This is a genomic window from Streptomyces sp. NRRL S-920, assembly GCF_000717945.1.
GTDB lineage: Bacteria > Actinomycetota > Actinomycetes > Streptomycetales > Streptomycetaceae > Streptomyces > Streptomyces alboniger.
Window position 1 is genome coordinate 102,839 of sequence record NZ_JODF01000004.1, and the last position, 24,508, is coordinate 127,346.

The 24,508-nt window shown below is 72.4% G+C and carries 21 protein-coding genes; 13 read left to right on the top strand and 8 right to left on the bottom strand.

Going from position 1 to position 24,508, the window contains the following annotated elements:
- Window positions 1-27: 27 nt before the first annotated feature.
- The gene (locus IG54_RS0105010; protein WP_030777766.1) at window positions 28-1,038 is read left to right on the top strand and encodes an LLM class F420-dependent oxidoreductase; all 1,011 of its coding nucleotides are present in this window, start codon (window positions 28-30) and stop codon (window positions 1,036-1,038) included.
- A 7-nt stretch (window positions 1,039-1,045) separates the two neighbouring features.
- Here IG54_RS0105010 and IG54_RS0105015 read toward each other — a convergent pair whose 3' ends face one another.
- Window positions 1,046-1,594 (bottom strand): hypothetical protein, encoded by a 549-nt coding sequence (locus IG54_RS0105015; RefSeq protein ID WP_030777768.1) that lies wholly within the window; start codon window positions 1,592-1,594, stop codon window positions 1,046-1,048.
- A 118-nt stretch (window positions 1,595-1,712) separates the two neighbouring features.
- On the opposite strand from IG54_RS0105015, the gene IG54_RS0105020 reads away from it, so the two are divergent.
- The gene (locus tag IG54_RS0105020; RefSeq protein ID WP_030777776.1) at window positions 1,713-2,006 is read left to right on the top strand and encodes a hypothetical protein; all 294 of its coding nucleotides are present in this window, start codon (window positions 1,713-1,715) and stop codon (window positions 2,004-2,006) included.
- Between the two features lie 107 nt (window positions 2,007-2,113).
- Here IG54_RS0105020 and IG54_RS0105025 read toward each other — a convergent pair whose 3' ends face one another.
- The 3 genes from IG54_RS0105025 to IG54_RS0105035 are packed head-to-tail and all read right to left on the bottom strand — an operon-like array spanning window position 2,114 to window position 5,309.
- Window positions 2,114-3,187, bottom strand: coding sequence for a prenyltransferase/squalene oxidase repeat-containing protein (locus tag IG54_RS0105025; RefSeq protein WP_030777778.1), 1,074 nt, complete (start codon window positions 3,185-3,187; stop codon window positions 2,114-2,116).
- Complete coding sequence (locus IG54_RS0105030) at window positions 3,184-3,945, bottom strand: class I SAM-dependent methyltransferase (RefSeq protein ID WP_030777780.1); 762 nt, start codon at window positions 3,943-3,945, stop codon at window positions 3,184-3,186. The genes IG54_RS0105025 and IG54_RS0105030 overlap by 4 nt, the downstream gene beginning before the upstream one ends.
- A complete protein-coding gene (locus IG54_RS0105035) occupies window positions 3,945-5,309 on the bottom strand; it encodes a glycosyltransferase family 4 protein (RefSeq protein ID WP_051819275.1) in 1,365 nt (454 codons plus the stop codon). The genes IG54_RS0105030 and IG54_RS0105035 overlap by 1 nt, the downstream gene beginning before the upstream one ends.
- 202 nt (window positions 5,310-5,511) lie before the next feature.
- Between IG54_RS0105035 and IG54_RS0105040 the strand changes: the two genes are divergently transcribed.
- Entirely contained in the window at window positions 5,512-6,132 is a 621-nt protein-coding gene (locus tag IG54_RS0105040) for a TetR family transcriptional regulator (RefSeq protein WP_030777784.1), read from the top strand.
- Between the two features lie 45 nt (window positions 6,133-6,177).
- Here IG54_RS0105040 and IG54_RS0105045 read toward each other — a convergent pair whose 3' ends face one another.
- A complete protein-coding gene (locus IG54_RS0105045) occupies window positions 6,178-6,411 on the bottom strand; it encodes a ferredoxin (protein ID WP_030777786.1) in 234 nt (77 codons plus the stop codon).
- Window positions 6,411-7,877, bottom strand: a complete 1,467-nt coding sequence (locus tag IG54_RS0105050) for an aldehyde dehydrogenase (protein ID WP_030777788.1) — start codon at window positions 7,875-7,877, stop codon at window positions 6,411-6,413. Before IG54_RS0105050 ends, IG54_RS0105045 begins: the two co-directional genes overlap by 1 nt.
- 196 nt (window positions 7,878-8,073) lie before the next feature.
- Here IG54_RS0105050 and IG54_RS0105055 point away from each other — a divergent pair, with 196 nt between their 5' ends.
- The 7 genes from IG54_RS0105055 to IG54_RS0105085 all read left to right on the top strand — a co-directional run bounded on the left by IG54_RS0105055 (window position 8,074) and on the right by IG54_RS0105085 (window position 15,948).
- Window positions 8,074-9,129, top strand: a complete 1,056-nt coding sequence (locus tag IG54_RS0105055; protein ID WP_030777792.1) for an MBL fold metallo-hydrolase — start codon at window positions 8,074-8,076, stop codon at window positions 9,127-9,129.
- A gap of 299 nt (window positions 9,130-9,428) precedes the next feature.
- Window positions 9,429-10,673 carry a prenyltransferase/squalene oxidase repeat-containing protein gene (locus IG54_RS0105060; RefSeq protein WP_030777793.1) on the top strand — a complete coding sequence of 415 codons (1,245 nt, stop codon included), beginning with the start codon at window positions 9,429-9,431 and terminating at the stop codon, window positions 10,671-10,673.
- Window positions 10,670-11,356, top strand: coding sequence for an SCO2322 family protein (locus IG54_RS0105065; RefSeq protein WP_234335979.1), 687 nt, complete (start codon window positions 10,670-10,672; stop codon window positions 11,354-11,356). Before IG54_RS0105060 ends, IG54_RS0105065 begins: the two co-directional genes overlap by 4 nt.
- Before the next feature lie 27 nt (window positions 11,357-11,383).
- Window positions 11,384-12,613 (top strand): energy-coupling factor transporter transmembrane component T, encoded by a 1,230-nt coding sequence (locus tag IG54_RS0105070; protein ID WP_051819276.1) that lies wholly within the window; start codon window positions 11,384-11,386, stop codon window positions 12,611-12,613.
- A complete protein-coding gene (locus tag IG54_RS0105075) occupies window positions 12,610-14,310 on the top strand; it encodes an ABC transporter ATP-binding protein (RefSeq protein ID WP_030777800.1) in 1,701 nt (566 codons plus the stop codon). Before IG54_RS0105070 ends, IG54_RS0105075 begins: the two co-directional genes overlap by 4 nt.
- On the top strand, window positions 14,307-15,155 hold the full coding sequence (locus IG54_RS0105080; RefSeq protein ID WP_030777802.1) for an ECF transporter S component: 849 nt from the start codon (window positions 14,307-14,309) through the stop codon (window positions 15,153-15,155). Before IG54_RS0105075 ends, IG54_RS0105080 begins: the two co-directional genes overlap by 4 nt.
- A 337-nt stretch (window positions 15,156-15,492) precedes the next feature.
- Window positions 15,493-15,948, top strand: a complete 456-nt coding sequence (locus IG54_RS0105085) for a transglycosylase SLT domain-containing protein (protein ID WP_030777804.1) — start codon at window positions 15,493-15,495, stop codon at window positions 15,946-15,948.
- Between the two features lie 147 nt (window positions 15,949-16,095).
- Here IG54_RS0105085 and IG54_RS0105090 read toward each other — a convergent pair whose 3' ends face one another.
- Window positions 16,096-17,265, bottom strand: coding sequence for a steroid 3-ketoacyl-CoA thiolase (locus IG54_RS0105090; protein ID WP_030777807.1), 1,170 nt, complete (start codon window positions 17,263-17,265; stop codon window positions 16,096-16,098).
- Between the two features lie 252 nt (window positions 17,266-17,517).
- Between IG54_RS0105090 and IG54_RS0105095 the strand changes: the two genes are divergently transcribed.
- Window positions 17,518-18,762, top strand: coding sequence for a cytochrome P450 (locus tag IG54_RS0105095; protein ID WP_030777809.1), 1,245 nt, complete (start codon window positions 17,518-17,520; stop codon window positions 18,760-18,762).
- A gap of 88 nt (window positions 18,763-18,850) precedes the next feature.
- Entirely contained in the window at window positions 18,851-20,485 is a 1,635-nt protein-coding gene (locus tag IG54_RS0105100) for a hypothetical protein (RefSeq protein WP_030777811.1), read from the top strand.
- Here the strand turns inward: IG54_RS0105100 and IG54_RS0105105 are convergent.
- Window positions 20,439-22,487: a bifunctional glycosyltransferase 87/phosphatase PAP2 family protein gene (locus IG54_RS0105105; RefSeq protein ID WP_030777814.1), complete on the bottom strand. Its 2,049-nt coding sequence runs from the start codon at window positions 22,485-22,487 to the stop codon at window positions 20,439-20,441. The two genes, IG54_RS0105100 and IG54_RS0105105, sit on opposite strands and share 47 nt — an antisense overlap.
- A gap of 485 nt (window positions 22,488-22,972) precedes the next feature.
- Between IG54_RS0105105 and proP the strand changes: the two genes are divergently transcribed.
- On the top strand, window positions 22,973-24,409 hold the full coding sequence (gene proP / locus IG54_RS0105110; protein ID WP_037896392.1) for a glycine betaine/L-proline transporter ProP: 1,437 nt from the start codon (window positions 22,973-22,975) through the stop codon (window positions 24,407-24,409).
- Window positions 24,410-24,508 lie beyond the last annotated feature (99 nt).

Sequence of the window (24,508 nt, forward strand, 5' to 3'; positions counted from 1 at the left end):
TCAGGTACTCCTGGGACGGGAGGACGTATGCGGCTCGGGCTCGCACTCGGCTACTGGGGACGCGGCCCCGACCCCGGGCACGTCGCCCTCGCCCAGGAGGCCGAGCGGCTCGGCTACGACTCGGTGTGGACGGCCGAGGCCTGGGGCTCGGACGCCTTCACCCCGCTGACCTGGATCGCGGCCCGGACCTCGCGGATCCGGCTCGGCACGGCCGTCGCGCAGATGGCGGCGCGCTCCCCGGTCACCACGGCCATGCACGCCCTCACGCTCGACCATCTGTCGGGCGGCCGGATGATGCTCGGCCTCGGGCTGTCCGGACCGCAGGTGGTGGAGGGCTGGTACGGGCGGCCGTTCCCGAAGTCGCCGCTGACCGCCACGCGGGAGTACGTCGAGGTGATCCGGCAAGTGCTGCGCCGCGAGGGCCCGGTGGAGCTGGACGGCCGCTTCCACACCCACCCCTATCGCGGCGCGGACGGCACCGGCCTCGGCAAGGCGCTCAAGTCGATCACCCATCCGCTCCGGGCCGACCTGCCCGTCCTGCTCGGCGCGGAGGGGCCCAAGAACATCGCGCAGACGGCCCGGCTCGCGGACGGCTGGCTGCCGCTGTACTGGTCGCCGACGCGCACGGATGCGTACGAGGCCTCGCTGAGCGACCTGCGGGAAGGCTTCACGATCGCCCCGATGGCCCGGGCGAAGGTCTGCGACGACGTCGCCGAGGGCCTGCTGCCCGTCAAGGCCATGCTCGGCTTCTACATCGGCGGCATGGGGCACTCCACCCGCAACTTCCACGCCGACCTGATGGCCCGCATGGGATACGAGGAGGAGGCCCGGCGCGTCCAGGAGTTGTTCCTCGCGGGGCGCAGGGAGGAAGCCCTGCGTGCCGTCCCCGACGCCTTCGCGGACGAGATCTCCCTGGTGGGACCCCGCGAACGGATCGCGGAGCGCCTTGAGCTGTGGCGCGCGGGCCCGGTCACGGACCTCCTGGTACTGGCACCGGACCCGCACACCCTCCGCGTCCTGGCCGACCTCAACTCCTAGGAAATACCTACCCCTTGCGCAGCTCCCCGGCCGACGGCACCTTGTCCTTGACCTCCGCGCCCGCGCCCTTGCCCGCGTCCTTCACGGAGTTGATGACGCCGTCGAAGGAGTTGACGATCGAATCCGTCGATTCGCCCTTGCGGAGCTTGGACGGCAGGTCCTTCAGGGCGTCGATGCCTGCGGTGAGCGGGGCCACCGCCTTGGCGAGAGCCGGGTCGCCCTGCGCGTTCTTCGTCGCCGCCTTCAGCCTGTTGTACGTGAACGCTCCCGCGAGGCCCGCCTTGACGAGGGCGAGGGTCCGGCCGTTCGCGCCCTTCTTGAACTTGCCCGCGCGGAACGGCTTCACGATCCACTGATACGTCGCCCCGGCGGCGAGGCCCGCGTTGGCGACGAACCTGGTCTTGGCGAACTTCTGCTTCTCGGCGCTGCTGCTCGCCGAGGGCGCGGCGGCCTTGGTCTCCCTGTCGTCACTGCCGCAGGCCGTCCCGCCGACGAGCAGGGTGCAGCACAGGGCGAGGGAGACTCCGGCACGGCGGACGGGTACGGAGCTTGGCACGGCAGCGGCCTCCAGAGATGAGCGGTCCTCCGGGCAGCCTCACCCCCGGCGCGCGGTGCCGCCAGCGGGGCGGACCCGAACGGGTTTCGAACAGGGCGCTCCCCGGTACCCGGCCGCCATGTCTCCCACGCGGCACTCCCACGGCAGCACCGCGGCACGGGTCATCGCGCTCGTCGCCGACATCATGGCCGCCATACTCGGCCTGTGGATCCTGATGTACCTGCTGGACGCGAACCGCGCCAACGACCTCGTCCAGTTCATCCACGACGTGGCCCGGTGGCTGGCCGGCTGGTCGCACGACCTGTTCACCTTCGACGAGAAGTGGGCCAGGGTCGTGGCGGGCTACGGCCTCGCGGCGGTCGTCTACCTCTTGGTAGGCCACGCGATCGCGGGCCGCCTACGCCGCTACTGAGAAGCGCCCCAAAGGAAGCGCCCCGAGGGGAAGCGCCCCGAAGGGGCGCGGGGAACTGCGCGCCCAGCCCAATCCGACCCGCAGGTCGACCCGCACCCCGGCGGAGGTCAGCCGCAGCACTCCGGGTCGAGCCCTCCCGGCAGCCGCTCGCCGGAGAAAACCGCGCAGGTCGCCTCATCGCCGCCGAGCGCCGCCACGGCCAGCAGCAGCGACCCCGCCGTCCAGGTGGTCAGCTCCTCGGGCCAGATCGCCTTGTCGTCGAAGACGTAACCCGTCCAGTACAGGCCGCTCTTCGGGTCGCGCAGGTGCTGGATGGACTGGAGGATCTTCAGGGCGTGGTCCGACTCGCCCAACACCCACAGGGCAAGGGCGAGTTCGGCGCTCTCCCCTCCGGTGACCCAGGGGTTCGGATCGACACAGCGCACGCCGAGGTCCGGCACCACGAAGCGCTCCCAGCCCTCCTCCACACGGGCCTTGGCCTCCTCGCCGGTCAGCGCGCCGCCCAGGACCGGGTAGTACCAGTCCATGGAGTAGCGGCTCTTGTCGAGGAAGCGCTCGGGGTGGCGGCGGATCGCGTGGGCGAGGGCGCCGGCCGCCAACTCCCAGTCGGGCTGCGGCTCCTCGCGCTGCTCGGCGATGGCCAGGGCGCAGCGCAGCGCCTGATGGATCGAGGAGGAGCCGGTGAGCAGCGCGTCGGCGACGGGCGTGCCGTCGGGCTCGCGCTTCCAGCCGATCTGCCCGCCGGGCTGCTGGAGCCCGAGGACGAACTCGACGGCGGCGACCACGACGGGCCACATGCGGTCGAGGAACGCCTCGTCGCCGGTCGCGAGGTAGTGGTGCCAGACGCCGACCGCGATATAGGCGCAGAAGTTGGTCTCGCGGCCGTGGTCGGTGACGTCGTGCGGGTCGCCGTCGGCGTACGCCGCGTACCAGGAGCCGTCCGGGTTCTGGTGGCGGGCCAGCCAGTCGTAGGCGCGCTCGGCGGCCGCGTGCTCGCCCGCCGCGTCCAGGGCCATGGCGGCCTCGGTGTGGTCCCACGGGTCGAGGTGGTGGCCGCGGAACCACGGGATGGCGCCGTCCTCGCGCTGGACGGCGAGGATGCCCCGTACGGTCGCCGTCGCCTGATCGGCCGTCAGGACGCCGGGCAGGACGAGGTGTTCGGTACGCTCCGGGCTCGTCACTTGGCGGCCACCGCGGCGGCGTCGGCACCGGCCGCGGCCTTGGGGAGGTGCGGCTTGGTCGCGTACGCCACGAAGCTCTTGCCGACGACGGGGTTGAGCAGCTGCTCGGCGAGCCGGGTCGCCAGCGGCTTCTTCATGATGTCCCAGACGAGGAGCTTGTGGTAAGCGCGCACCGGCAGCGCCTTGTCGTTGTCGACGCCGAAGGCGCACTTCAGCCACCAGTACGGGGCGTGCAGCGCGTGGGCGTGGTGCGTGCCGTACGGCTTGAGGCCCGACTCCCGCATCCTGGCGAGGAGTTCGTCGGCCTTGTAGATGCGGATGTGGCCGCCCTCGACCTCGTGGTAGGCGTCGGAGAGGGCCCAGCAGACCTTCTCCGGGCCGTAGCGCGGGACGGTCACCGCGATGCGCCCGCCCGGCTTGAGTACCCGCACCATCTCGGCGAGGACGCCCTTGTCGTCGGGGATGTGCTCCATGACCTCGGAGATGATCACGACGTCGAACGACTCGTCGGGGAAGGGCAGGTTGAGCGCGTCGCCCTCCATGGCGGTGGCCGTCGCCCCCGCCGGTGCCTCGCCCGCCTCCTTCATCGCGGCGAACCACTTGGCGACCTCGCGGATCTCCTCGCCGTTCTGGTCGAGGGCCACCACCTGAGCGCCGCGCCGGTAGCACTCGAAGGCGTGCCGGCCCGCGCCGCACCCCAGATCGAGGACGCGGTCGCCCGCGGCGAGCGGGAAGCGGGTGAAGTCGACGGTCAGCATCAGCGAGGGCTCCCGGAGTACGTCGGAGTGGCCGCGGGGCGGCCGGGGTTCGTGGCGGCGGGGCGGCTCATGGCCTCGCGGTAGCGTTCCGCGGTTCCCTTGGCGGCCTGCGCCCAGGTGAACTTCCTCAGCACCCGCTCACGGCCGGCGTGGCCGAGGCGGGCCCGCAGCTCGCGGTCGCCGAGCAGCCGCTTGAGGCCGAGCGCCAGCGCGCCCGCGTCGCCCGGGGGCACCGCGAGGCAGGTCTCGCCGTCGGGGCCCGCGACCTCCGGGATGGCTCCGCCGGTGGTGGCGAGGAGCGGCGTGCCGGTGGCCATCGCCTCCGCGGCGGGCAGGGAGAACCCTTCGTACAGCGAGGGGACGCAGGCGATCTGCGCCGAGCGGACGAGGTCGACCAGCTCGGCGTCGGTGATGCCCTTGACGAACTCGACGGAGCCTTCGAGGCCGTAGCGCTCGATGGCCTGCGCGACGGGCCCGTCCTCGGCGCGCTTGCCGACGACGACGAGATGGGCGCCCGGGTACTCGGTGCGCACCTTGGCCAGCGCCTCGACGAGGTGGACCAGGCCCTTGAGCGGTACGTCGGCGCTGGACGTCGTCACGATCCGGCCCGGCACCTCGGGCACGGCGGGGTCCGGCGAGAAGAGGCCGGTGTCGGCGCCGATGTGGACGACGTCGATACGGTCCTCGCGCACCCCGAGGTGGTCGATGATCTCCTGGCGGGATGTGCCGGAGACGGTCAGGACCGACGGGAGGCGGCGCGCCACGCGCTTTTGCATGCGCGTGAACGCGTACCAGCGGCGGACGGACATGCGGCGCTTGAAGTCGGGCGCGGCGTCCAGCTCCAGGCGCCGGTCGACGGTGATGGGGTGGTGGATCGTGGTGACCAGGGGGGCGCCGAGGTCGCCCAACAGGCCGTACCCGAGCGTCTGGTTGTCGTGGATGACGTCGAACTCGCCGCGCCGCGCCCGCAGATGGCGCCGGGCGCGCAGGCTGAACGTGGCGGGCTCGGGGAAGCCGCCGGTCCACATGGTCGCCACTTCGAGGGCGTCGACCCAGTCCCGGTACTCGTCTCGGCCGGGCGTGCGGAAGGGGTCCGGCGAGCGGTAGAGGTCCAGGCTCGGCAGCTCGGTGAGCCTGAGGCCCTCCAGGCCCTCGCCCTCGTCGAGTACGGGGTAGGGCTGGGCGCCGATCACCTCGACGCTGTGGCCGAGCCGGGCCAGCTCGCGCGAGAGATGACGGACGTAGACGCCCTGTCCCCCGCAGAACGGGTTCCCCTTGTACGTCAGGAGGGCGATGCGCAACGGTCGGTCGCCGTCGGCGTCGGCGCCCTTCCGGGGGCCCGCCTCCATGGCCTCAGCGGTCACTCTCGGCCCCCTTCTCCGTGCAGTTGTCCGCGAGGTTACGCCGGGACGGTAATCTAGAACAAGTTACAGACTTGATCGCTGGACGAGCTTTGAATCTACCGGCAGGTAGGCGAGGTGTAGGGCCCGGATCAGGTGATTCGCGCCACGACGGCCTCCCTGCCATGCTGTGCGATCGCGCGAGGCGTTTCGGAGGGGCATCTACATGACAGCGGAAGCCAAGGCGGCGAGCCCTGCGACGCCGGCCCTCACCGAGCGTCAGGAGGCGCGCCGCCGCCGCATCCTGCACGCCAGCGCGCAACTGGCCAGCCGGGGCGGTTTCGACGCGGTGCAGATGCGCGAGGTCGCCGAGGCGGCGGGCGTGGCCCTCGGCACCCTCTACCGCTACTTCCCCTCCAAGGTCCATCTGCTGGTCGCGACCATGCAGGACCAGCTCCAGCACATGCATACGACGATCCGCAAGCGCCCCCCGGCCGGTGAGACGGCCGCCGAGCGGGTCGCCGAGACGCTGATGCGGGCCTTCCGTGCCCTCCAGCGCGAGCCGCACCTGGCGGACGCGATGGTGCGGGCCCTGACCTTCGCCGACCGCTCGGTGAGCCCCGAGGTCGACACGGTCTCGCGTCTGACGACGGCGATCATCCTGGACGCGATGGGCCTGGAGCAGCCGCCGAGCGCGCGCCAGCTCTCCGCGGTGCGGGTCATCGAGCACACCTGGCACTCGGCGCTGATCACCTGGCTCTCGGGGCGGGCCTCGATCGCCCAGGTGAAGATCGACATCGAGACGGTGTGCCGCCTCATCGACCTGACGGCCGAGCCTCGCGGATAGCCCTCGCGGGCGCCGGGTCAGTCCTCCTGGGGCATCCCTCCCGGGTCAGTCCTCCGGTGGGAAGACGACCTCCCCGCTGTCGGCGAGCGTGATGGTGATCGCCTCGACCGGGCAGCCCTCGGCGGCCTCCAGGACCTGTTCGTCGGCGTCGCCCTCGGGGGTGGTGGGGTGGGACTGCCGGGCGGCGTCCAGAGTGAACCCGCCGGGTGCGGTGACCGCGCACATTCCCGAGCCGATGCAGACCGACCGGTCGACCTCGACGTGCCAGCGGTCGCCCATCAGGCACCGCTCCCCTCATAGCCGGCGGGCAGGTGGATCATCTTGTGCTCGAAGTACTCGCCGTACCCCTCGGGCCCGAACTCCCGCCCCATGCCCGAGTTCTTGTAGCCGCCGAAGGGCCCGAGCATGTCGAGGCTGAAGGTGTTCACGGAGTACGTTCCCGTGCGCACGCGGCGCGCGATGTCGATGCCTCGCTCGACGTCGGCGGTCCAGACGCTGCCGCTGAGTCCGTAGTCGGAGTCGTTGGCGATGTTCACCGCCTCGCTCTCGTCGCCGTACGGCAGCAGGCAGACGACGGGCCCGAAGATCTCCTCGCGGGCGACGCGCATCGCGTTGTCGACGCCGCCGAGGAGGGTCGGCTCGACGTACCAGCCCTGGTCGAGTCCGGGCGGGCGGCCGCCGCCCGCGAGGATCTTGGCGCCCTCCTCCTGGCCGATGCGGATGTAGTCGAGGGAGCGCTGCTGCTGGCGCTTCGCGACGAGCGGGCCGAGTTCGGTGGCGGGGTCGAGGGGGTCGCCGATCTTCAGCGCGCGGGCCGCAGCGGAGAAGGCCTCGGCGAACTCGTCGTAACGGGTGCGCGGCACGAGGATGCGGGTCTGGGCCACGCACGCCTGACCGTTGATCATCCAGGCGAACGGCACGATCCCGGCGACCGCGCTCGCCGCGTCGGCGTCGGGCAGGATCACCGCGGCGGACTTGCCGCCCAGCTCCAGGGTGACGCGGGTGAGGTTGCGGGCCGCGACCTCCATGACGCGCTTGCCCGCGGCGACGGATCCGGTGAAGGAGACCTTGTCGACACCGGGGTGGCCGACCAGGTACTCGCTGACCTCGCGGTCGGCGGAGATGATCGAGAGCACGCCCTCCGGGAGGCCCGCCTCCGCGGCGATCTCCGCGAGGACGTAGGCGTCGAGCGGCGCCTCGGGCGAGGTCTTCAGGACGACCGGGCAGCCGGCGAGCAGCGCGGGGGCGAGTTTGGCGGCGGCGGTGAACTGCGGGACGTTCCAGGGGACGACGGCCGCGACGACGCCCATCGGCTCGCGGCGGACGAGGAGTTTCCCGAGGATTCCCTCGCGGCTCTCCTCGTAGCAGAAGTCGCGGGCGACCGTGAGCGCCGCGTCCCAGACCATCATCGCGGCGAGGGCCTGCACCAGCACGCCGGAGGTGTACGGGGTGCCGTTCTCGGAGCTGATGACGCGGGCGATCTCCTCGTGGCGTACCGCGAAGCCGTCCTTGATCCTGGTGACGACCTCGATCCGCTCGTCCAGCGTCATCCGGGGCCAGGGGCCCTCGTCGAACGCCTTGCGCGCGGTGGCGACGGCGCGGTCCACATCGGCAGGGGCCGCGTGCGGCACGCGGGCGAAGACCTGCCCGGTGTGCGGGGAGACGACGTCGATGACGTCCTTGCCCAGCGGGTCCACCAACTCCCCGCCGATGAACAGCTGTCCGTGTTCCACAAGCTCCGTCATGGCTGACTGCCTCCCGCGGGGCGCTTCCCGACCCTGCCCGACCCTGCCTGACACTGCTTCAGAACTGATACCAGTTCTAGTTGATGGAGTCCACGGGCGGGGCGGACAACTCGCCACCGGGTCAGTGGACTTGGGCGGCTATTGAAACTAGTTCTAGTTATAGTGGCGGCACCCGGCGACAAGAGACGAGGCCTCCATGACCCCGCAGCTGACCGAACCGCCGGTGATCGAGCACGGCGGGGGCGTCTGGAGCATCAAGGTCCCGATCCCCGACAACCCCCTCGGCTTCACGCTCGTCCACCTCCTGGACACCGACGCCGGGCCCGTCCTCGTCGACACCGGCTGGGACGACCCGGCGTCCTGGTCCACGCTGACCGCCGGGCTCGCCACGTGCGGCGTCGCGGTCGAGGACGTGCACGGCGTGGTCATCACCCACCACCACCCCGACCACCACGGCCTGTCCGCGAAGGTCCGCGAGGCGTCCGGGGCGTGGCTCGCGATGCACGAGGCGGACGCCGCCGTGGTGCGCCGCACCCGCGCCCAGCCCCCCGCGCGCTGGTACGGCTACCTGGCCGCGAAGCTCACCGCCGCGGGCGCCCCCGCCGAGCACGTCGCCCCGCTGGTCCGCGCCAGGGACGAGGGCCTTCCCCGCAAGCTGCCCGGCCTCGACCCGGCCCTGCCCGACCGCGCGATCACCCCGGGCGGACTCCTCGGCCTGCCGGGCCGCCGCCTGCGCGCGATCTGGACGCCCGGCCACACTCCCGGCCACGTCTGCCTGCACCTGGAGGAGGACCACCCGGCGGGGCTGCGGGGCAACGGCCGCCTCTTCTCCGGCGACCACCTCCTGCCCGGCATCACCCCGCACATCGGCCTGTACGAGGATCCCGAGGACGACACGGTCACCGACCCCCTCGGCGACTATCTCGACTCCCTGGAGCGCGTCGGGCGCCTGGCCCCGGCCGAGGTGCTGCCCGCCCACCAGCGCGCGTTCACCGACGCCCCCGCCCGCGTCCGCGAACTCCTGGCCCACCACGAGGAACGCCTGACCGGCCTCCGCACCCTCCTCGCCGAACCCCTCACCCCGTGGCGGCTCGCCGAGCGCATGGAGTGGAACCGCCCCTGGGCCGAGATCCCCTACGGCTCACGCACCATCGCGGTCTCGGAGGCGGAGGCCCATGTGCGGCGCCTGGTGAAGCTGGGGCGGGCGGAGGCGGTGCCGGGCAGTGATCCGGTGACGTACGTGGCGGTGTGAGGGGGGCCGGTAGAGTGGCCGGGTCGTCCTCACGCCCGCGCAGGGGGAAGCCGGTGCGAATCCGGCACTGACCCTTCCCCAAGCTCTCGGCTTCGCTCGAGCAGGGGAGGCCCCATTCCGTGCACCGCGTCCAGCGGTGAGCCGGAATGCCCGGCGCGGAGCGTGACCGGCTCGCTTCATCGGGGCCCCCGATGAGCGGCACCGTCGAGGTATACGGAGCCGGAGCCGCCCGGAAGCCGTGCCCGCGCGCACGGTCCGTGCCGCCCAGCTCCCCGCAGGGAGAGGCAACCCGCCGCATCATGAACGTTCGCCGCAGCGCAGCGGTCCTGGCCGCCGTCGCCGTGTTCGGTACGGCCGCCGCACCGGCCGCCTTCGCGGACGACGCCTCGCCGTCGCCCTCGAAAGCGCTCCCCTCGGGCCTGTACGGCAAGTCCGACCCCAAGTTCGACGGCGTCTTCCGGCAGTCGTACGCCCTGCTCGCCCAGGACACCGCGGGTGTGAAGCCCGCGGACAAGGCCGTGGCCTGGCTGACCGGGCAGCAGTGCGCGAGCGGCGGCTTCGCGGCCTACCGCGCCGACGCGGGCAAGCCCTGCGACTCCAAGACGATGGTCGACAGCAACTCCACCGCCGCCGCCGTGCAGGCCCTCGCCGCGCTCGGCGGCGAGGACAAGAGCCTCGGCAAGACGGTCGACAAGAGCGTGGCCTGGCTGAAGTCCGTCCAGAACAAGGACGGCGGCTGGGGCTACAACCCGGGCCTGCCCACCGACGCCAACTCCACCGGCATCGTGGTCGGCGCGCTCGTCGCCGCGGGCGAGAACCCCGCGAGCGTGAAGTCGCGGGACGGCAAGTCCGCCTACGACGCGCTGCCGAAGCTCGCCATGGACTGCGGCAAGGGCGGCGGCGCCTTCGGCCTCGCCGACGCCAAGTCCAAGAAGCTCAGCCCGAACGCGGACGCCACCGCGGCCGGCGTCCTCGGCAGCCTCGGCAAGGGCCTGGTCGTGGCCCCCGCCAAGAAGACCGACGACTCCGCCCCCAAGTGCGCGAAGCCGGACACCGCCTCGCAGGCCGCGAGCAACGGCACGGGCTACCTCCTGGACGTCCTCGGCGACAACGACGGCCACCTGATGTCCGCGATGCCGGGCGCCAAGGACCAGCCGGACCTCGGCAACACCGCCGACGCCGTGCTCGCGCTGGCCGCCGCCGGGCAGCGCGACCAGGCCGAGAAGTCCGCCAAGTGGCTCGCGGAGAACTCCGCGAAGTGGGCGAAGGAGTCGGGTCCCGCCGCCTACGCCCAGCTGATCCTCGCCGCCCACGCCGCGGGCATGGACCCCCGCGACTTCGGCGGCGCCGACCTCGTCGAGCAGCTCGGCGCCCAGGGCCCGCCCGCGCAGACCGCGTCCGACTCCTCCTCGGCCGCCGACTCGGACGAGAAGAAGGACGAGAACAAGGGCATCAGCGTCTGGTGGATCATCGGCGTCGGCATGGTCGCCGGCATCGGCATCGGCTTCCTCTACAGCGCCAACCGCAAGAAGCAGCAGCTGTGACGCGCGGCCGGACGGGTCTGGCGCCCCGGCGCGTGTGGCGCGGGCGCCTGGCGGTCGTGGCGTTCGTCGCCGCCCTGCTCGGCGTCCTCGCCGCCGCGCCCTCCCAGGCCGCCGGCTACCGCTACTGGTCGTTCTGGGACCGGGACGGCGGCACCTGGACGTACGCCAGTCAGGGACCCGGCACCGCACGGCCCGACGACGGCGATGTGCAGGGGTTCCGCTTCTCGGTCTCCGAGGACTCGAAGGACGCCGCCAAGCCGCGCGGCCCCGCGGACTTCAAGGAGATCTGCCGGCGCACCCCCGCCGAGGACGGCCGCAAGCGGGTCGCCCTCGTCATCGACTTCGGGCTGCCGCGGGACGCGCCGCACGACGACAACCCGCCCGCGCCGCGGACGGCCTGCGCCCGGGTCGCCGAGGACGCCACCAGCGCGGACGCGCTCGCCTCCGTCGCGAAGCCGCTGCGCTACGACAGCAAGGCGCTGCTGTGCGCCATCGACGGCTATCCGAGGTCGGGCTGCGGTGAGCAGGTATCCAACGACACCCTGAAGACCGAGGGGCAGCCGAAAGCGGGCGGGGACAAGGGCGAGGACCGCGGGCCCTCCGTCGGCCTGATCGCGGGCGCCGTCGCCGTCGCGCTGCTCGGCGGAGCCGCCTTCTGGCAGGCCCGGCGCCGCCGCGGCTGACGCGGCCCCCCGGACACGGACAGCACGATGACGAACCACGGCAGCGGCACGCGTGGCCTCCTGCGGCGCCGCCTCGCCCCCGCGGCGCACCGGAGCAACGCCCTGCACCCGGGCGCCTGGTGGGTATGGGCCATCGGGCTCGGCACCGCGGCGTCCCGGACGACCAACCCGCTGCTGATCGGACTGCTGATCGGCGTCGCCGGTTATGTCGTGGCGGCCCGGCGGACCTCGGCCCCCTGGGCGAAGTCGTACGGCGCGTTCGTGAAGCTGGGTCTTGTCGTCATCGGCATCCGGCTGGTCTTCGCGATCGTCCTCGGCTCGCCGATCCCGGGTACGCACGTCCTCGTGACGCTGCCCGAGGTGCCGCTGCCCGACTGGGCCAAGGGCGTGCGGATCGGCGGGCGGGTCACGGCGGAGGGCATGGTCTTCGCGCTCTACGACGGGATCAGGCTCGCGGGCCTGCTGATCTGCATCGGCGCGGCGAACGCGCTGGCCAGCCCGTCCCGGCTGCTCAAGTCGCTGCCGGGCGCGCTGTACGAGGTGGGGGTCGCCGTCGTCGTGGCGATGACCTTCGCGCCGAACCTCATCGGGGACGTGGGGCGGCTGCGGGCCGCGCGGCGGCTGCGCGGGCGGCCGGACAGCGGAGTGCGCGGGCTGCTCCAGGTCGGCCTGCCGGTCCTGGAAGGTGCCCTTGAGCGGTCGGTCGCGCTGGCCGCCGCGATGGACGCGCGCGGCTTCGGGCGCAGCGCCGCCGTGCCCGCGGGCGTGCGCAGGCTCACCGCCGTGCTGACGCTGGGCGGGCTGATGGGCGTCTGCGTGGGCGCGTACGGACTGCTGACCGCGCAGGGTGCCGCCTACGGGCTGCCTCTTCTCGGCGCCGGGCTGCTGGCCGCGCTGGCGGGGCTGCGGCTCGGCGGGCGCCGCGCCGTGCGCACCCGCTACCGCCCCGACGCGTGGGGCGTGCGCGCCTGGCTGGTCGCCGGGTCGGGCGTGGCGGTCGCGGGCCTGACGATCTGGTCCGCGTCGTACGACATGGAGGCGCTGCACCCGGGCGTCGTACCGCTGGTGGCCCCGACCCTGCCGCTGTGGCCCGCGGCGGCGGCGCTGCTCGGCCTGCTCCCGGCCTTCGTGTCCCCCGCCCCCACGGGCGACCAGTCCCCCCTACCCAGGCCCGCGCCCGCGCCCGAGTCCCCGCCATCCGCCACCCGAACGCCCGCCGAGGACTCGGCGCCCGTTCCTCCCGAGGAGACCTCATGATCCGCTTCGAGGACGTCTCGGTGACGTACGAGGGGAGCGCCTCGCCCACCGTGCAAGGGGTCGACCTCACCGTGCCCGAGGGTGAGCTGGTGCTGCTCGTCGGGCCGTCGGGGGTCGGCAAGTCGACGCTGCTCGGCACGGTCAGCGGGCTCGTGCCGCACTTCACCGGGGGCACCCTGCGCGGCCGCGTCACCGTGGCGGGCCGCGACACCCGTACGCACAAGCCCCGGGAACTCGCCGATGTCGTCGGGACCGTGGGCCAGGACCCGCTCGCGCACTTCGTGACGGACACGGTCGAGGACGAGCTGGCCTACGGCATGGAATCGCTCGGCCTCGCCCCCGGCGTGATGCGCAGGCGGGTCGAGGAGACCTTGGACCTGCTCGGCCTGGCCGAGCTGCGCGACCGGCCCATCGCCACGCTCTCCGGAGGGCAGCGCCAGCGCCTCGCCATCGGCTCGGTCCTCACCCCGCACCCTCAAGTCCTCATCCTCGACGAGCCGACCTCCGCACTCGACCCGGCCGCCGCCGAAGAGGTCCTCGCCGTGCTCCAGCGGCTCGTCCACGACCTCGGCACGACCGTCCTGATGGCCGAGCACCGCCTTGAGCGGGTCGTGCAGTACGCGGATCAGGTACTGCTGCTCGCCGCGCCGGGCGAGCCACCGGTGCTCGGCGACCCGGCCGCGCTGATGGCCCGCTCCCCCGTATATCCCCCGGTCGTCGCGCTCGGCCGGCTCGCGGGCTGGTCGCCGCTGCCGCTGACCGTGCGGGACGCGCGGCGCAGGGCGGGTGCGCTGCGGGACCGGCTCGCCGGGACGGAACCGCGCCAGGAGGCGATGGCCGTACGCGCCGTGGAGCGGGCGGCCCCCGCCCGCCGGCCCCGGCTGCGCAAGGGACGTACGCCCGACCGGGCACCCGGGACCCACCAGCCGCCCGCGGCGGTCGTCGAACGGCTGGCCGTGCGGCGCGGCCGGGTCGAGGCGCTGCGCCGCGTCGACCTCACCGTCACCCCCGGCGAGACCGTCGCCCTGATGGGCCGCAACGGCGCCGGCAAGTCCACACTGCTGTCCACGCTGGTCGGCCTCCTCGCACCCGCGTCGGGCAGCGTCCGCGTCGGCGGCGCCGTCCCCCACCGCACGGCCCCCCGCGAACTGATCCGGCACGTCGGCCTGGTCCCGCAGGAACCGCGCGACCTGCTGTACGCGGACACCGTGGCCGCCGAGTGCGCCACCGCCGACCGGGACGCGGGCGCCGGGCCCGGGACGTGCCGGGCGCTGGTGAGCGAACTGCTGCCCGGCATCGCGGACGACACGCATCCCCGGGACCTCTCCGAGGGCCAGCGCCTGGCGCTGGTCCTGGCGATCGTGCTGGCCGCGCGCCCGCCGCTGCTCCTCCTCGACGAGCCGACCCGCGGCCTGGACTACGCGGCCAAGGCCCGCCTGGTCACCATCCTGCGGGGCCTGGCCGCCGAGGGGCACGCGATCGTGCTGGCCACGCATGACGTGGAGCTGGCCGCCGAGATCGCTGACCGGGTGGTGATCCTCGCGGACGGCGAGGTCGTCGCGGACGGCCCGACCCCGCAGGTCGTGGTGTCGTCACCGGCCTTCGCGCCGCAGGTCACGAAGATCCTGGCGCCGCGGGAGTGGCTGACGGTGGCGCAGGTGCGCGAGGCGCTCGGCGCGGCGGAGGGAGCGTCGTGAACACCGCCGGTGAGCGCGCGGCGGGCACCGCCCGGCGGGCCCGCCCCCTTCGCCTGGGGCCCCGCTCGGTCGCCGCGCTCGCGCTGGTCAGCGCGGTGGGTGCGGTCGCCTTCGGGTGGCCGCTGCTGTCGAGCAGGGGTTCGGGGTTCGCCGCGCACGCCCAGGACGCGCCGTGGCTGTTCGCGGCGCTGCTGCCGCTGCTGCTCGCCGTGGTCGTGGCGACCATCGCGGACGTCGGCCTGGACGCGAAGGCGATCGCCATGCTCGGGGTGCTGGCCGCCGCGGGCGCCGCTCTGCGGCCGCTGGGCGCGGGCACGGCGGGCATCGAGCCGATGTTCTTCCTGATGGTGCTGAGCGGGCGGGTGCTCGGACCCGGCTTCGGATTCGTGCTCGGGGCGGTGTCGATGTTCGCGTCGGCGCTGCTCACCGGGGGCGTCGGGCCGTGGATGCCGTTCCAGATGCTGTCGATGGGCTGGGTGTGCATGGGGGCGGGGCTGCTGCCGGGGGCCGACACTCTGCGGGGGCGCCGCGAGCTGTGGCTGCTCGCGGCCTATGGGGCGGTCTCCGCCGTCCTGTACGGCACGGCCATGAACCTTCAGGGCTGGCCCTATCTGGGCGGGATGGCCACCGGCGTCTCCTTCCAGCCGGGCGACCCCCTCGCGGAGAACCTCGGCCGCTTCATCGCGTACTGCCTGGCCACCTCGCTCGGCTGGGACCTGCCGCGGGCCGTCGTCACAGTCCTGCTGAGCCTGACGCTCGGGCCCGCCGTGCTGAAGGCGCTGCGCCGGGCGACGCGGCGGGCGGCTTTCGAGGCGCCGGTCACATTCGAGGCCCCAAAGCCGTAAGGGGCCCTGCGCTGTGCGTGACATCGAGGCCTCGTATCCGTGAGGCGGCCCACAGGACCTTGGTCCTCTACTAGGCGGGTTCGTAGCCCCGATCTCTTGATGTACACGCATCAATCACCGCGCTGACCTGGGGATTGAGAGCCAGATCACAGACGGGGCATTCGGCTCGGGTGCGACTTCCACTAGTAAAAGGGGTCATTGCGGCGGCGTCCCGAGCCTGTTTCTCTGGATGAGTCGCAGGGCGCCGACGTCCCCCCGGGAACTCGGCGCCTCCGCATGTCCCCCACGTTCTACGGCACGCACCGCGACAGCCCCGTCCCCCACCGGAAGGTCCTCTGTGTCCGCCTCGCTCATCCGCCGCATCGCTTCCCCGAAGAAGACCCTCGCCGGCGGCCTCGTCGCCGCTGCCGCCACCGGCATGGTCTTCGCCGCGGCCCCGGCCCAGGCAGCCACCCCGACCACCGCGAAGGCCGTCGCCCCGGCCGCCGCTCCCGCCGCCGCCCCGACCTCCGCCAAGGCGATCGCCAAGGCGAAGATCTCGGACCCCGCGCAGTTCGCCGCGTTCGACAAGATCGTCTCGCACGAGAGCGGCTGGGACGTCAACGCGACGAACTCCTCCTCCGGTGCCTACGGCCTGGTCCAGGCGCTGCCCGGCTCGAAGATGGCCTCGGCGGGCGCCGACTGGAAGACCAACCCGGAGACCCAGATCGAGTGGGGTCTGAAGTACATGAACGAGCGCTACGGCAGCCCCGTCGGCGCGTGGAACCACTGGCAGGCCAACGGCTGGTACTGAGTCTGGCGGGGCGCCTTTAGCGGGGTTCGTATTCGCACCGCTAGATCAGCGCACCGTTGAATCACCGGCTTCGCCGAGTTCGTCCTCAAACGCCGGACGGGCTGGACACCTCCAGCCCGTCCGGCGTTTTGTGGTTCCCGTCGCTTTCTACAGGCGCTGGATGATCGTCGCCGTCGCCACCGCGCCGCCCGCGCACATCGTCACCAGCGCGAACTCCTTGTCCCGCCGTTCCAGCTCGTGCAGGGCCGTGGTGATCAGCCGTGCCCCGGTGGCCCCCACCGGGTGGCCCAGCGCGATCGCGCCGCCGTTGACGTTCACCTTCTCCAGGTCCTGCTCGAAGACCTGCGCCCAGCTCAGCACCACCGAGGCGAACGCCTCGTTGATCTCGACGATGTCGATGTCCTTCAGGGACATACCCGCCTTGCCGAGCACCGCGCGCGTCGCGTCGATCGGTCCGTCGAGGTGGAAGTGGGGGTCGGCGCCGACCAGCGCCTGCGCCACGATCCGCGCCCGCGGCCTCAGCTTCAGCGCCCGCGCCATGCGCTTGGACGCCCACATGAGGGCCGCCGCGCCGTCCGAGATCTGCGAGGAGTTGCCTGCCGTGTGCACGGCGGTCGGCATGACGGGCTTGAGGCCGCCGAGCGCCTCCATCGTCGTATCGCGCAGCCCCTCGTCCCGGTCGACGAGCCGCCACATGCCCTGCCCGGCCGCCTGCTCCTCCTCCGTCGTCGGCACCTGGACGGCGAACGTCTCGCGCTTGAAGCGCTCCTCGGACCAGGCGACGGCCGCCCGCTCCTGCGAGATGAGGCCGAGCGAGTCCACGTTCTCGCGGGTGAGGCCGCGCTTGCGGGCGATGCGCTCGGCGGCCTCGAACTGGTTGGGCAGATCGACGTTCCACTCGTCGGGGAAGGGCTTGCCCGGACCGTGCTTGGAGCCGGAGCCCAGCGGCACCCGTGACATCGCCTCGACCCCGCAGCTGATGCCGATGTCGATGACCCCGGCCGCGACCATGTTGGCGACCATGTGGCTCGCCTGCTGCGAGGAGCCGCACTGGCAGTCCACGGTCGTCGCCGCCGTCTCGTACGGAAGCCCCATGGTGAGCCACGCCGTGCGCGCGGGGTTCATCGACTGCTCCCCCGCGTGGGTCACCGTGCCGCCGACGATCTGCTCGACGCAGTCGGCGTGGATGCCGGTGCGTCCGAGGAGTTCGCGGTAGGTCTCCCCGAGCAGATAGGCGGGGTGGAGGTTGGCGAGCGCGCCCGCGCGCTTGCCGATGGGGGTGCGTACGGCTTCGACGATGACAGGTTCCGCGGCCATGGGGCTGGTCCTCTCCGTCCATGTCCCGCGAGCCGTCCCGGCGCCTCGCGGGAGGAACTAGTACGCGTTCTAGTTCTGTCAGCAGTCTGCTGAGCGGGACCCCGGCGCCGCAAGGGTCGTGCAGGTACCTTGCGCGGGGCGCGCGCGCAACCGGACCCGCCCCGGGCCTTGCCTCTTGTAGAACCCGTTACTAGCTTGCCTGGCAAGCCTGCTGACGGCTCGTCAGGACTCAGCCCACGCCAGGAGTTGCCGATGCCCTGTCCAGCGCTGCCCGACGGGTTCGACTTCACCGACCCGGGCCTGCTCCAAGACCGCGTGCCACTGCCGGAGTTCGCACAGCTGCGGCGGACGGAACCGGTGCGCTGGATCGCCCAGCGGCCGCGCGTCTCCGGTTTCGACGACGCGGGATACTGGGCCGTCACACGGCACGAGGACGTCAAGTACGTCTCCACGCACCCGGAGTTGTACTCCTCCCATCTCAACACCGCGGTCATCCGCTTCAACGAGACGATCAGCCGCGACCAGATCGAGGTCCAGAAGCTGATCATGCTCAACATGGACCCGCCCGAGCACACCCGGGTCCGGCAGATCGTGCAGCGCGGCTTCACGCCCCGCGCCATCCGCTCGCTGGAACAGGCCCTGCGCGAGCGCGCCCGCTCCATCGTCACGACGGCGCTGGAGCAGGCGGGCCCCGACGGCTCCTTCGACTTCGTCACGAACGTCGCCGTCGAACTCCCGCTCCAGGCCATCGCCGAGCTGATCGGGGTGCCGCAGGAGGACCGCTCCAAGATCTTCGACTGGTCCAACAAGATGGCGGGATACGACGATCCGGAGTACGCCATCACCGAGGAGATCGGCGCCGAGGCGGCCCTGGAGATCGTCAGCTACGCGATGAACCTCGCCGCGGCCCGCAAGGAGTGCCCGGCCAAGGACATCGTCAGCCAGTTGGTGGCGGCGGAGGACGAGGGGAACCTCTCGGGCGACGAGTTCGGCTTCTTCGTGATCCTGCTCGCGGTGGCCGGGAACGAGACCACCCGCAACGCCATCACCCACGGCATGCACGCCTTCCTCACCCATCCGGACCAATGGGAGCTGTACAAACGCGAGCGCCCCGACACGACGGCGGAGGAGATCGTGCGCTGGGCGACGCCGGTCGTCTCCTTCCAGCGCACCGCGACGCGGGACACGGAGCTGGGCGGCGCCAGGATCAGGCGGGGCGACCGCGTCGGCATCTTCTACTCCTCCGCCAACCACGACCCCGAAGTCTTCGACAACCCGGGCGCGTTCGACATCACCCGCGACCCCAACCCGCACCTCGGATTCGGTGGCGGCGGCCCCCACTTCTGCCTCGGCAAGTCCCTCGCGGTCCTGGAGATCAACCTCATCTTCCACGCGATCGCCGACGCCATGCCGGGCCTGCGGCTGGCGGCCGACCCGCGCAGGCTCCGCTCGGCCTGGCTCAACGGCGTCAAGGAACTCCAGGTCAGCACCGGCTGACCCGCCGGCCTTCGCCACGGAACCAACGTTTGCGTTGCGCGCCGCGTCTGGAGAGGTGAACCTTGCCTCTCCAAGACTCCGAACGGAAATGGTGGCCGTGGTCTCTGCCGAGTTCTCGATCGCCCCGCCCGGCAGCGCGCCCACCGAGCGGAAGTCCCCCTTCCGAGCGTTTTGCCGCCGGCATCGCGTACCGCTGCTCGCCACCGCCCCCACCCTTCCCCTGTACGCGGTGTGGGCGGCGTTCCTCGCGACGGGCGGCGGCGACCTCGCCGCGCAGGAGGCCTGGGCGCGGTTCGCCTCCGAGCACGGGACGGCCGCGTACAGCCTGTTCTGGTACGGCGGCATGCACACCGCCAACTACAGCCTGATCTCGCCCTATCTGATGGCCGCCCTCGGGGTGAAGACCGTGACGGTGCTCTCCGGGGTCGCGGGCGCCTATCTGGTGGCCGCGCTCGTCGAGCGCACCGGCATCCGCAAGCCCCTGTGGCCCGCCGTGCTCGCCTCGCTCGGCGTGTGGTGCAACGTCGCGTCGGGGCGTACGACGTTCGCGCTCGGCATCGCCTTCGCCTTCGCCGCCTGTCTGGCGCTCGTGCGGGAGCGGCGGCGCGTCGGCCCCGCCGTGGTCTGCGCGGCGCTCGCCACCATGGGATCGCCGGTCGCCGGCCTCTTCCTGCTGGTCGCGGGCGCGGGCTATTTCCTCGTACGCGACTGGACGCGCGCCGCCGCGCTGATCGCGCCGCCCGTCCTCGTCGTGGCGACCACGACGGTGCTCTTCCCGTTCACCGGCGAGCACTTGATGCCCTTCGACCGGATCTTCCCGCCCGTCGCGGTCAGCCTGGTGCTGATCCTCGCGGGCCCCCGCGAGTGGCGCGTACTGCGCTGGGGCGCGGGCGTCTACGCGGTCGGGACCGTGCTCACGTACCTCATCCCCTCCCCGATCGGCACCAACGTCGAGCGCCTCGCCGAGTTGGTCGGGCCCGCCGCGCTGCTCGCGGCGCTGCTCGCGACCGGGCGCGAGCGGGCGCGGCGGGTCGCACTGACGGTGGCGCTGGTGCTCTGCTCGGGCTGGGTCGTGCAGAAGACCGTCGACGACCTCGTCGTATCCACAGAGGTGCCCAAGTGGGCGGTCGACACCCATGGCGTGGTGCGCGAGCTGGAGAGCCTGGGCGCCGACCGCACCCGCGTCGAGGTCGTCCCGGCCCGCAACCACCGCGAGGCCACCGCCCTCGCCCCCTACGTGAACATGGCGCGCGGCTGGAACCGTCAGCTCGACATCGAGCGCGGCCGCCTCTTCTACGACGGCACGTTCTCGGCGGCCACCTACCGCGCCTGGCTGGACCGGTGGGCCGTGGGGTACGTCGTGCTGCCCTCGGGCAAGCCGGACGGGTTCGCGGAGGACGAGGCGGAGCTGGTGGCGAGCGGCCCCGAGTGGCTGGAGCCGGTGTGGAAGGACGCCAACTGGCGGATCTTCCGGGTGAAGAACCCGGTGCCGCTGGTCTCGGAGCCCGCGTCCGTCGTGCGCGCCACGGGCTCCGACGTGGTGGTGCGCGTCCCGCTGCGGGGCTCGGTGACCGTACGCCTGGTGTACTCGCCGTGGCTGCGGGCCGAGGGGGCCTGTCTGAAGCAGGACGGCGAGTACACCCGGCTCTCGGTGCCCGGCCCCGGCACCTACCGGATCAGCTCGGGGTACCGTCCTTCGCCGAGCGCTTCGACGTGTCGGTGAGGGGCGGCGCCCCGGCGGGCCTGCTCACACGGGGTCCCGAGAGCAGGTAGGTGAGGCCGAAGCCCGCCCCGACCACGGCCGCGCCGCCCGCCGCGTCGAGCACCCAGTGGTTGCCGGTGCCGACGATCGCGCAGAGCGTGAGGAACGGGTGCAGCAGGCCGAGCGCCTTCATCCACCCCCTGGGCGCGACGACCAGGATGACCAGGCCGCACCACAGGGACCAGCCGAAGTGCAGCGAGGGCATCGCCGCGTACTGGTTGGTGAGGTCGGTCAGCGTGCCGTAGTTCGGCTTGCTGAAGTCCTGCACGCCGTGCACCGTGTCGACGAAGCCGAGGTCCGGCATCAGGCGCGGCGGGGCTAGCGGGTAGGCCCAGAAGCCGATGAGGGCGAGGACGGTCGCGAAGCCGAGCGCGGAGCGCGCCCAGCGGTACTCGGCGGGGCGGCGCGCGTAGAGGACGGCGAGGACGCTCAGCGGCACCACGAAGTGGAACGACGTGTAGTAGAAGTTGAAGAAGTCCTCCAGCCAACCGGTCCGCGCCGTCAGGTGGTTGAACCAGTACTCCACGTCGATGTGCAGAAACTGCTCGATCGCGTGGATCTGTTCGCCGTGGTGCTCGGCCGTGGCCCGGCCCCCGGAGATGGTGCCGCCGGTCGCGGCGAGCCTGACCTGCTGGTACGCGGAGTAGCCGACGCGGATCAGCAGGAGTTCCAGCAGGAGGTTCGGGCGGGTCAGCACGCGCCGCCAGAACGGCAGCAGCGGCACCCGGCTCCAGCGGGCCGGGGCGGGAGCGGCGTAGTCGGTGGGGATCGGGTTCTCGTACTGCGGGTGCGCGCGCAGGAGGAACGGTACGGCGACGGCGGCGGCGAGCGCGGTGATCAGCACGACGTTGTCGCGGACCGGCTCGGTGGCCGGGATGTTCGGCAGCGTCATCGTGGCGGGCAGCGTCGACACGAGGACCACGGCCACCGGCCATACGTACCGGTCCGACCGGCGCTTGCCGACCCTGCCGACCGCCGCGAAGAGCACCCACAGGAGCTGGTGCTGCCAGGTCGCCGGCGCCACCGAGACCGCCACGCAGCCGGTGATCGCGGCGGCGAGGAGCAGCTGCCCGTCCGTGGCGTAGCGCACGGCGCGGCGCAGGCCGAGGAGGGCGACGGCGGCGCTCAGGAGCAGGAAGAGGCCTGTCTCCAGGGGCCCTTCGAGACCGAGGCGCAGGAGCATGCCGTGCAGGGACTGGTTGGCGTTGGCGTCCGGGCTCGCGCCGAGGCCCGCTCCCGCGAGGTGGTGGACCCAGTACGTCGATGAGTCGTGCGGCATCGCGGCCCAGGCGAGGACCGTGCAGGCGGCGAAGGAGACGCCGGTGGACGCGGCGGCTTTCTTGCGGCCGGTGAACCACAGGAGGCCGGCGAAGAGCAGCATGGTCGGTTGCAGCGCGGCGCCGATGCCGATCAGGAGGCCGCTGGGACGCTCGCCGCGCACGGCGAAGAGGCCGAGCAGGACGAGGAGGACCGGGAGGATGCTGGTCTGGCCGAGGTGCAGGGTGCTGCGCACCGGCAGCGACAGGATCAGCAGGCTGATCGCCACGGGGGCGGCGAGCAGCGAGGTGCGCCGGGAGACGGGCTGGGGCAGGGCGCGGGCGGCGATCAGGCCCAGGACGACGACGAGGCCGAGGGTGCCGAAGGTCCAGGCCCAGCCGAGGGTCTGCTCTCCCGAGCGGGCGAGCGGTTTGAGGACGAGGCCCGCGAAGGGCGGTCCCGTGAACCTGTCCGCGTCATAGAGGGAGCCGTTGACGTGCAGTACGCCGTTCGGCCCGAGCCAGGTCTCCAGGTCGGTGAGGCGCTCGCCCTCGGGGGTGCGCAGGACGACCGCCACCTGCCGGATCGCCAGGACCGCGGCGATCAGCCAGAGGGCGGCGCGCGCCGCTCCGATCCGCGTCCGGGGGCCGTCGGCCCGCCCCGCGCCCACGGCGTCGCCGGATCCGCTGTGCTCAACATTCGCCATGCCCCGTCGGACCTCCCGCCCCGATCGTCATGTGCGGCCCTGTCTGTGCGGGGCCCGGTTGCGGCGGCCCGGTCGTGGGCCCGGATGCGGCCCGGAGGGGTCGCGCCCCACTGGGAGGGACGCGCGCGACCGCCTCTTCATCTGACGGTCACACCGCTTTCTATCGGCTCTTATCGGCCCTATCCAACCCGAAACCGGCCGAAATCCCCTCGGCGGCGCGAGTGGCCGTCTCGGCGCGAGGGTCCGCGCAGGCCGCCGGGGCGCGGTTCCCGGCCCGGGTCGCGACATAGATCACAAGTGCGGCTTGTCCCTCCCGCCACGGGAAACGCCGTTTGACCTGGATAACCGCCCTTTCGGTGCGGTATGCGGTCGGGCGGGCACCGAACGTAATGGTGGCTGATGCACCTAAGGTCGCTTTTCGGGCTGCCCCGGTCTCCGCGGGCGGCCCTGTCCCTGTCGTCGACCGAAAGCGGGCGAGCGAACCCTTGCCGAGCGCCACATCCGTCGCACTCCGGAAGCCCGAGCCCGCGCGGGGGCCCCGCCCCCGGCCCCAGCACGCGGCCGCCCCGGACGGTCCCGAGGGCGTCACCGTCACCGACCCCGCGATGGTCAGGCGCGCGGTGAAGGCGGCCGCCCTCGGCAACGCGATGGAGTGGTTCGACTTCGGCGTCTACAGCTATATCGCCGTGACGCTGGGCAAGGTCTTCTTCCCCTCGGGCAACCCCACGGCCCAGCTGCTCTCCACCTTCGGCGCCTTCGCCGCGGCCTTCCTGATCCGCCCGCTGGGCGGCATGGTCTTCGGCCCGCTCGGCGACCGCGTCGGCCGCCAGAAGGTCCTCGCCCTCACCATGATCATGATGGCGGCGGGCACGTTCGCGATCGGCCTGATCCCCTCCTACGCGACCATCGGCGTCTGGGCCCCGGTGCTGCTCCTGCTGGCCCGGCTCGTGCAGGGCTTCTCCACGGGCGGTGAGTACGCGGGTGCCTCCACGTTCATCGCGGAGTACTCCCCCGACAAGAGGCGGGGCTTCCTCGGCAGCTGGCTGGAGTTCGGCACGCTGGCGGGCTACATCGGCGGCGCGGGTCTGGTGACCCTGATGACGGCCCTGATGTCGTCGCAGGACCTGGTCTCCTGGGGCTGGCGCATCCCCTTCCTGATCGCGGGCCCGATGGGTCTGATCGGCCTGTATCTGCGGATGCGGCTGGAGGAGACCCCGGCGTTCGCCGCGGAGCTGGAGAAGGCCCACAAGGACGAGCAGACCCGCGCGAAGGTCCGGCTGCGCGACATGGTCACCGGGCAGTGGAAGGCGCTCCTCCTCTGCATGGGCCTGGTCCTGGTCTTCAACGTCACCGACTACATGCTGCTGTCGTACATGCCGAGCTATCTGACGAGCGAGCTGAAGTACGACGAGACGCACGGGCTGCTCGTCATCCTGGCCGTCATGGCGCTGATGATGTGCGCCCAGCCGTTCGTCGGCGCGCTCACGGACCGGGTGGGCCGCCGTCCGGTGATCGCCACGGGCTGCGCGGGCTTCCTCCTCCTCTCCGTCCCCGCCCTCCTGCTGATCCGCGAGGGGTCGCTCTGGGCGATCGGCCTGGGCCTCGGGGCACTCGGCCTGCTCCTGGTCTGCTTCACGGCGTCGATGCCGGCGACCCTCCCCGCCCTCTTCCCCACGAAGGTCCGCTACGGCTCGCTCTCCATCGGCTTCAACATCTCCGTGTCGGTCTTCGGCGGCACGACACCGCTGGTGGTGACGGCGCTGATCGGAGCGACGGGCGACAAGATGATGCCCGCGTACTACATGATGGCGGCGGCGGTCGTGGGCGGCGTCGCGGTCTGGTACCTGACGGAATCAGCGGGCAGGCCGCTGCCGGGGTCTCCGGCGGCGGTGGAGGCAAGTTTCAGCCCCTCCGGCGATTGAGGAGCGGGGTCCGGGGCAGAGCCCCGAGGCCGAGCCACGGCACGGGCCGACTGTTATGACGCCACCGACAACCGGCCCCGCCCCCCTACGCCCGAAGGG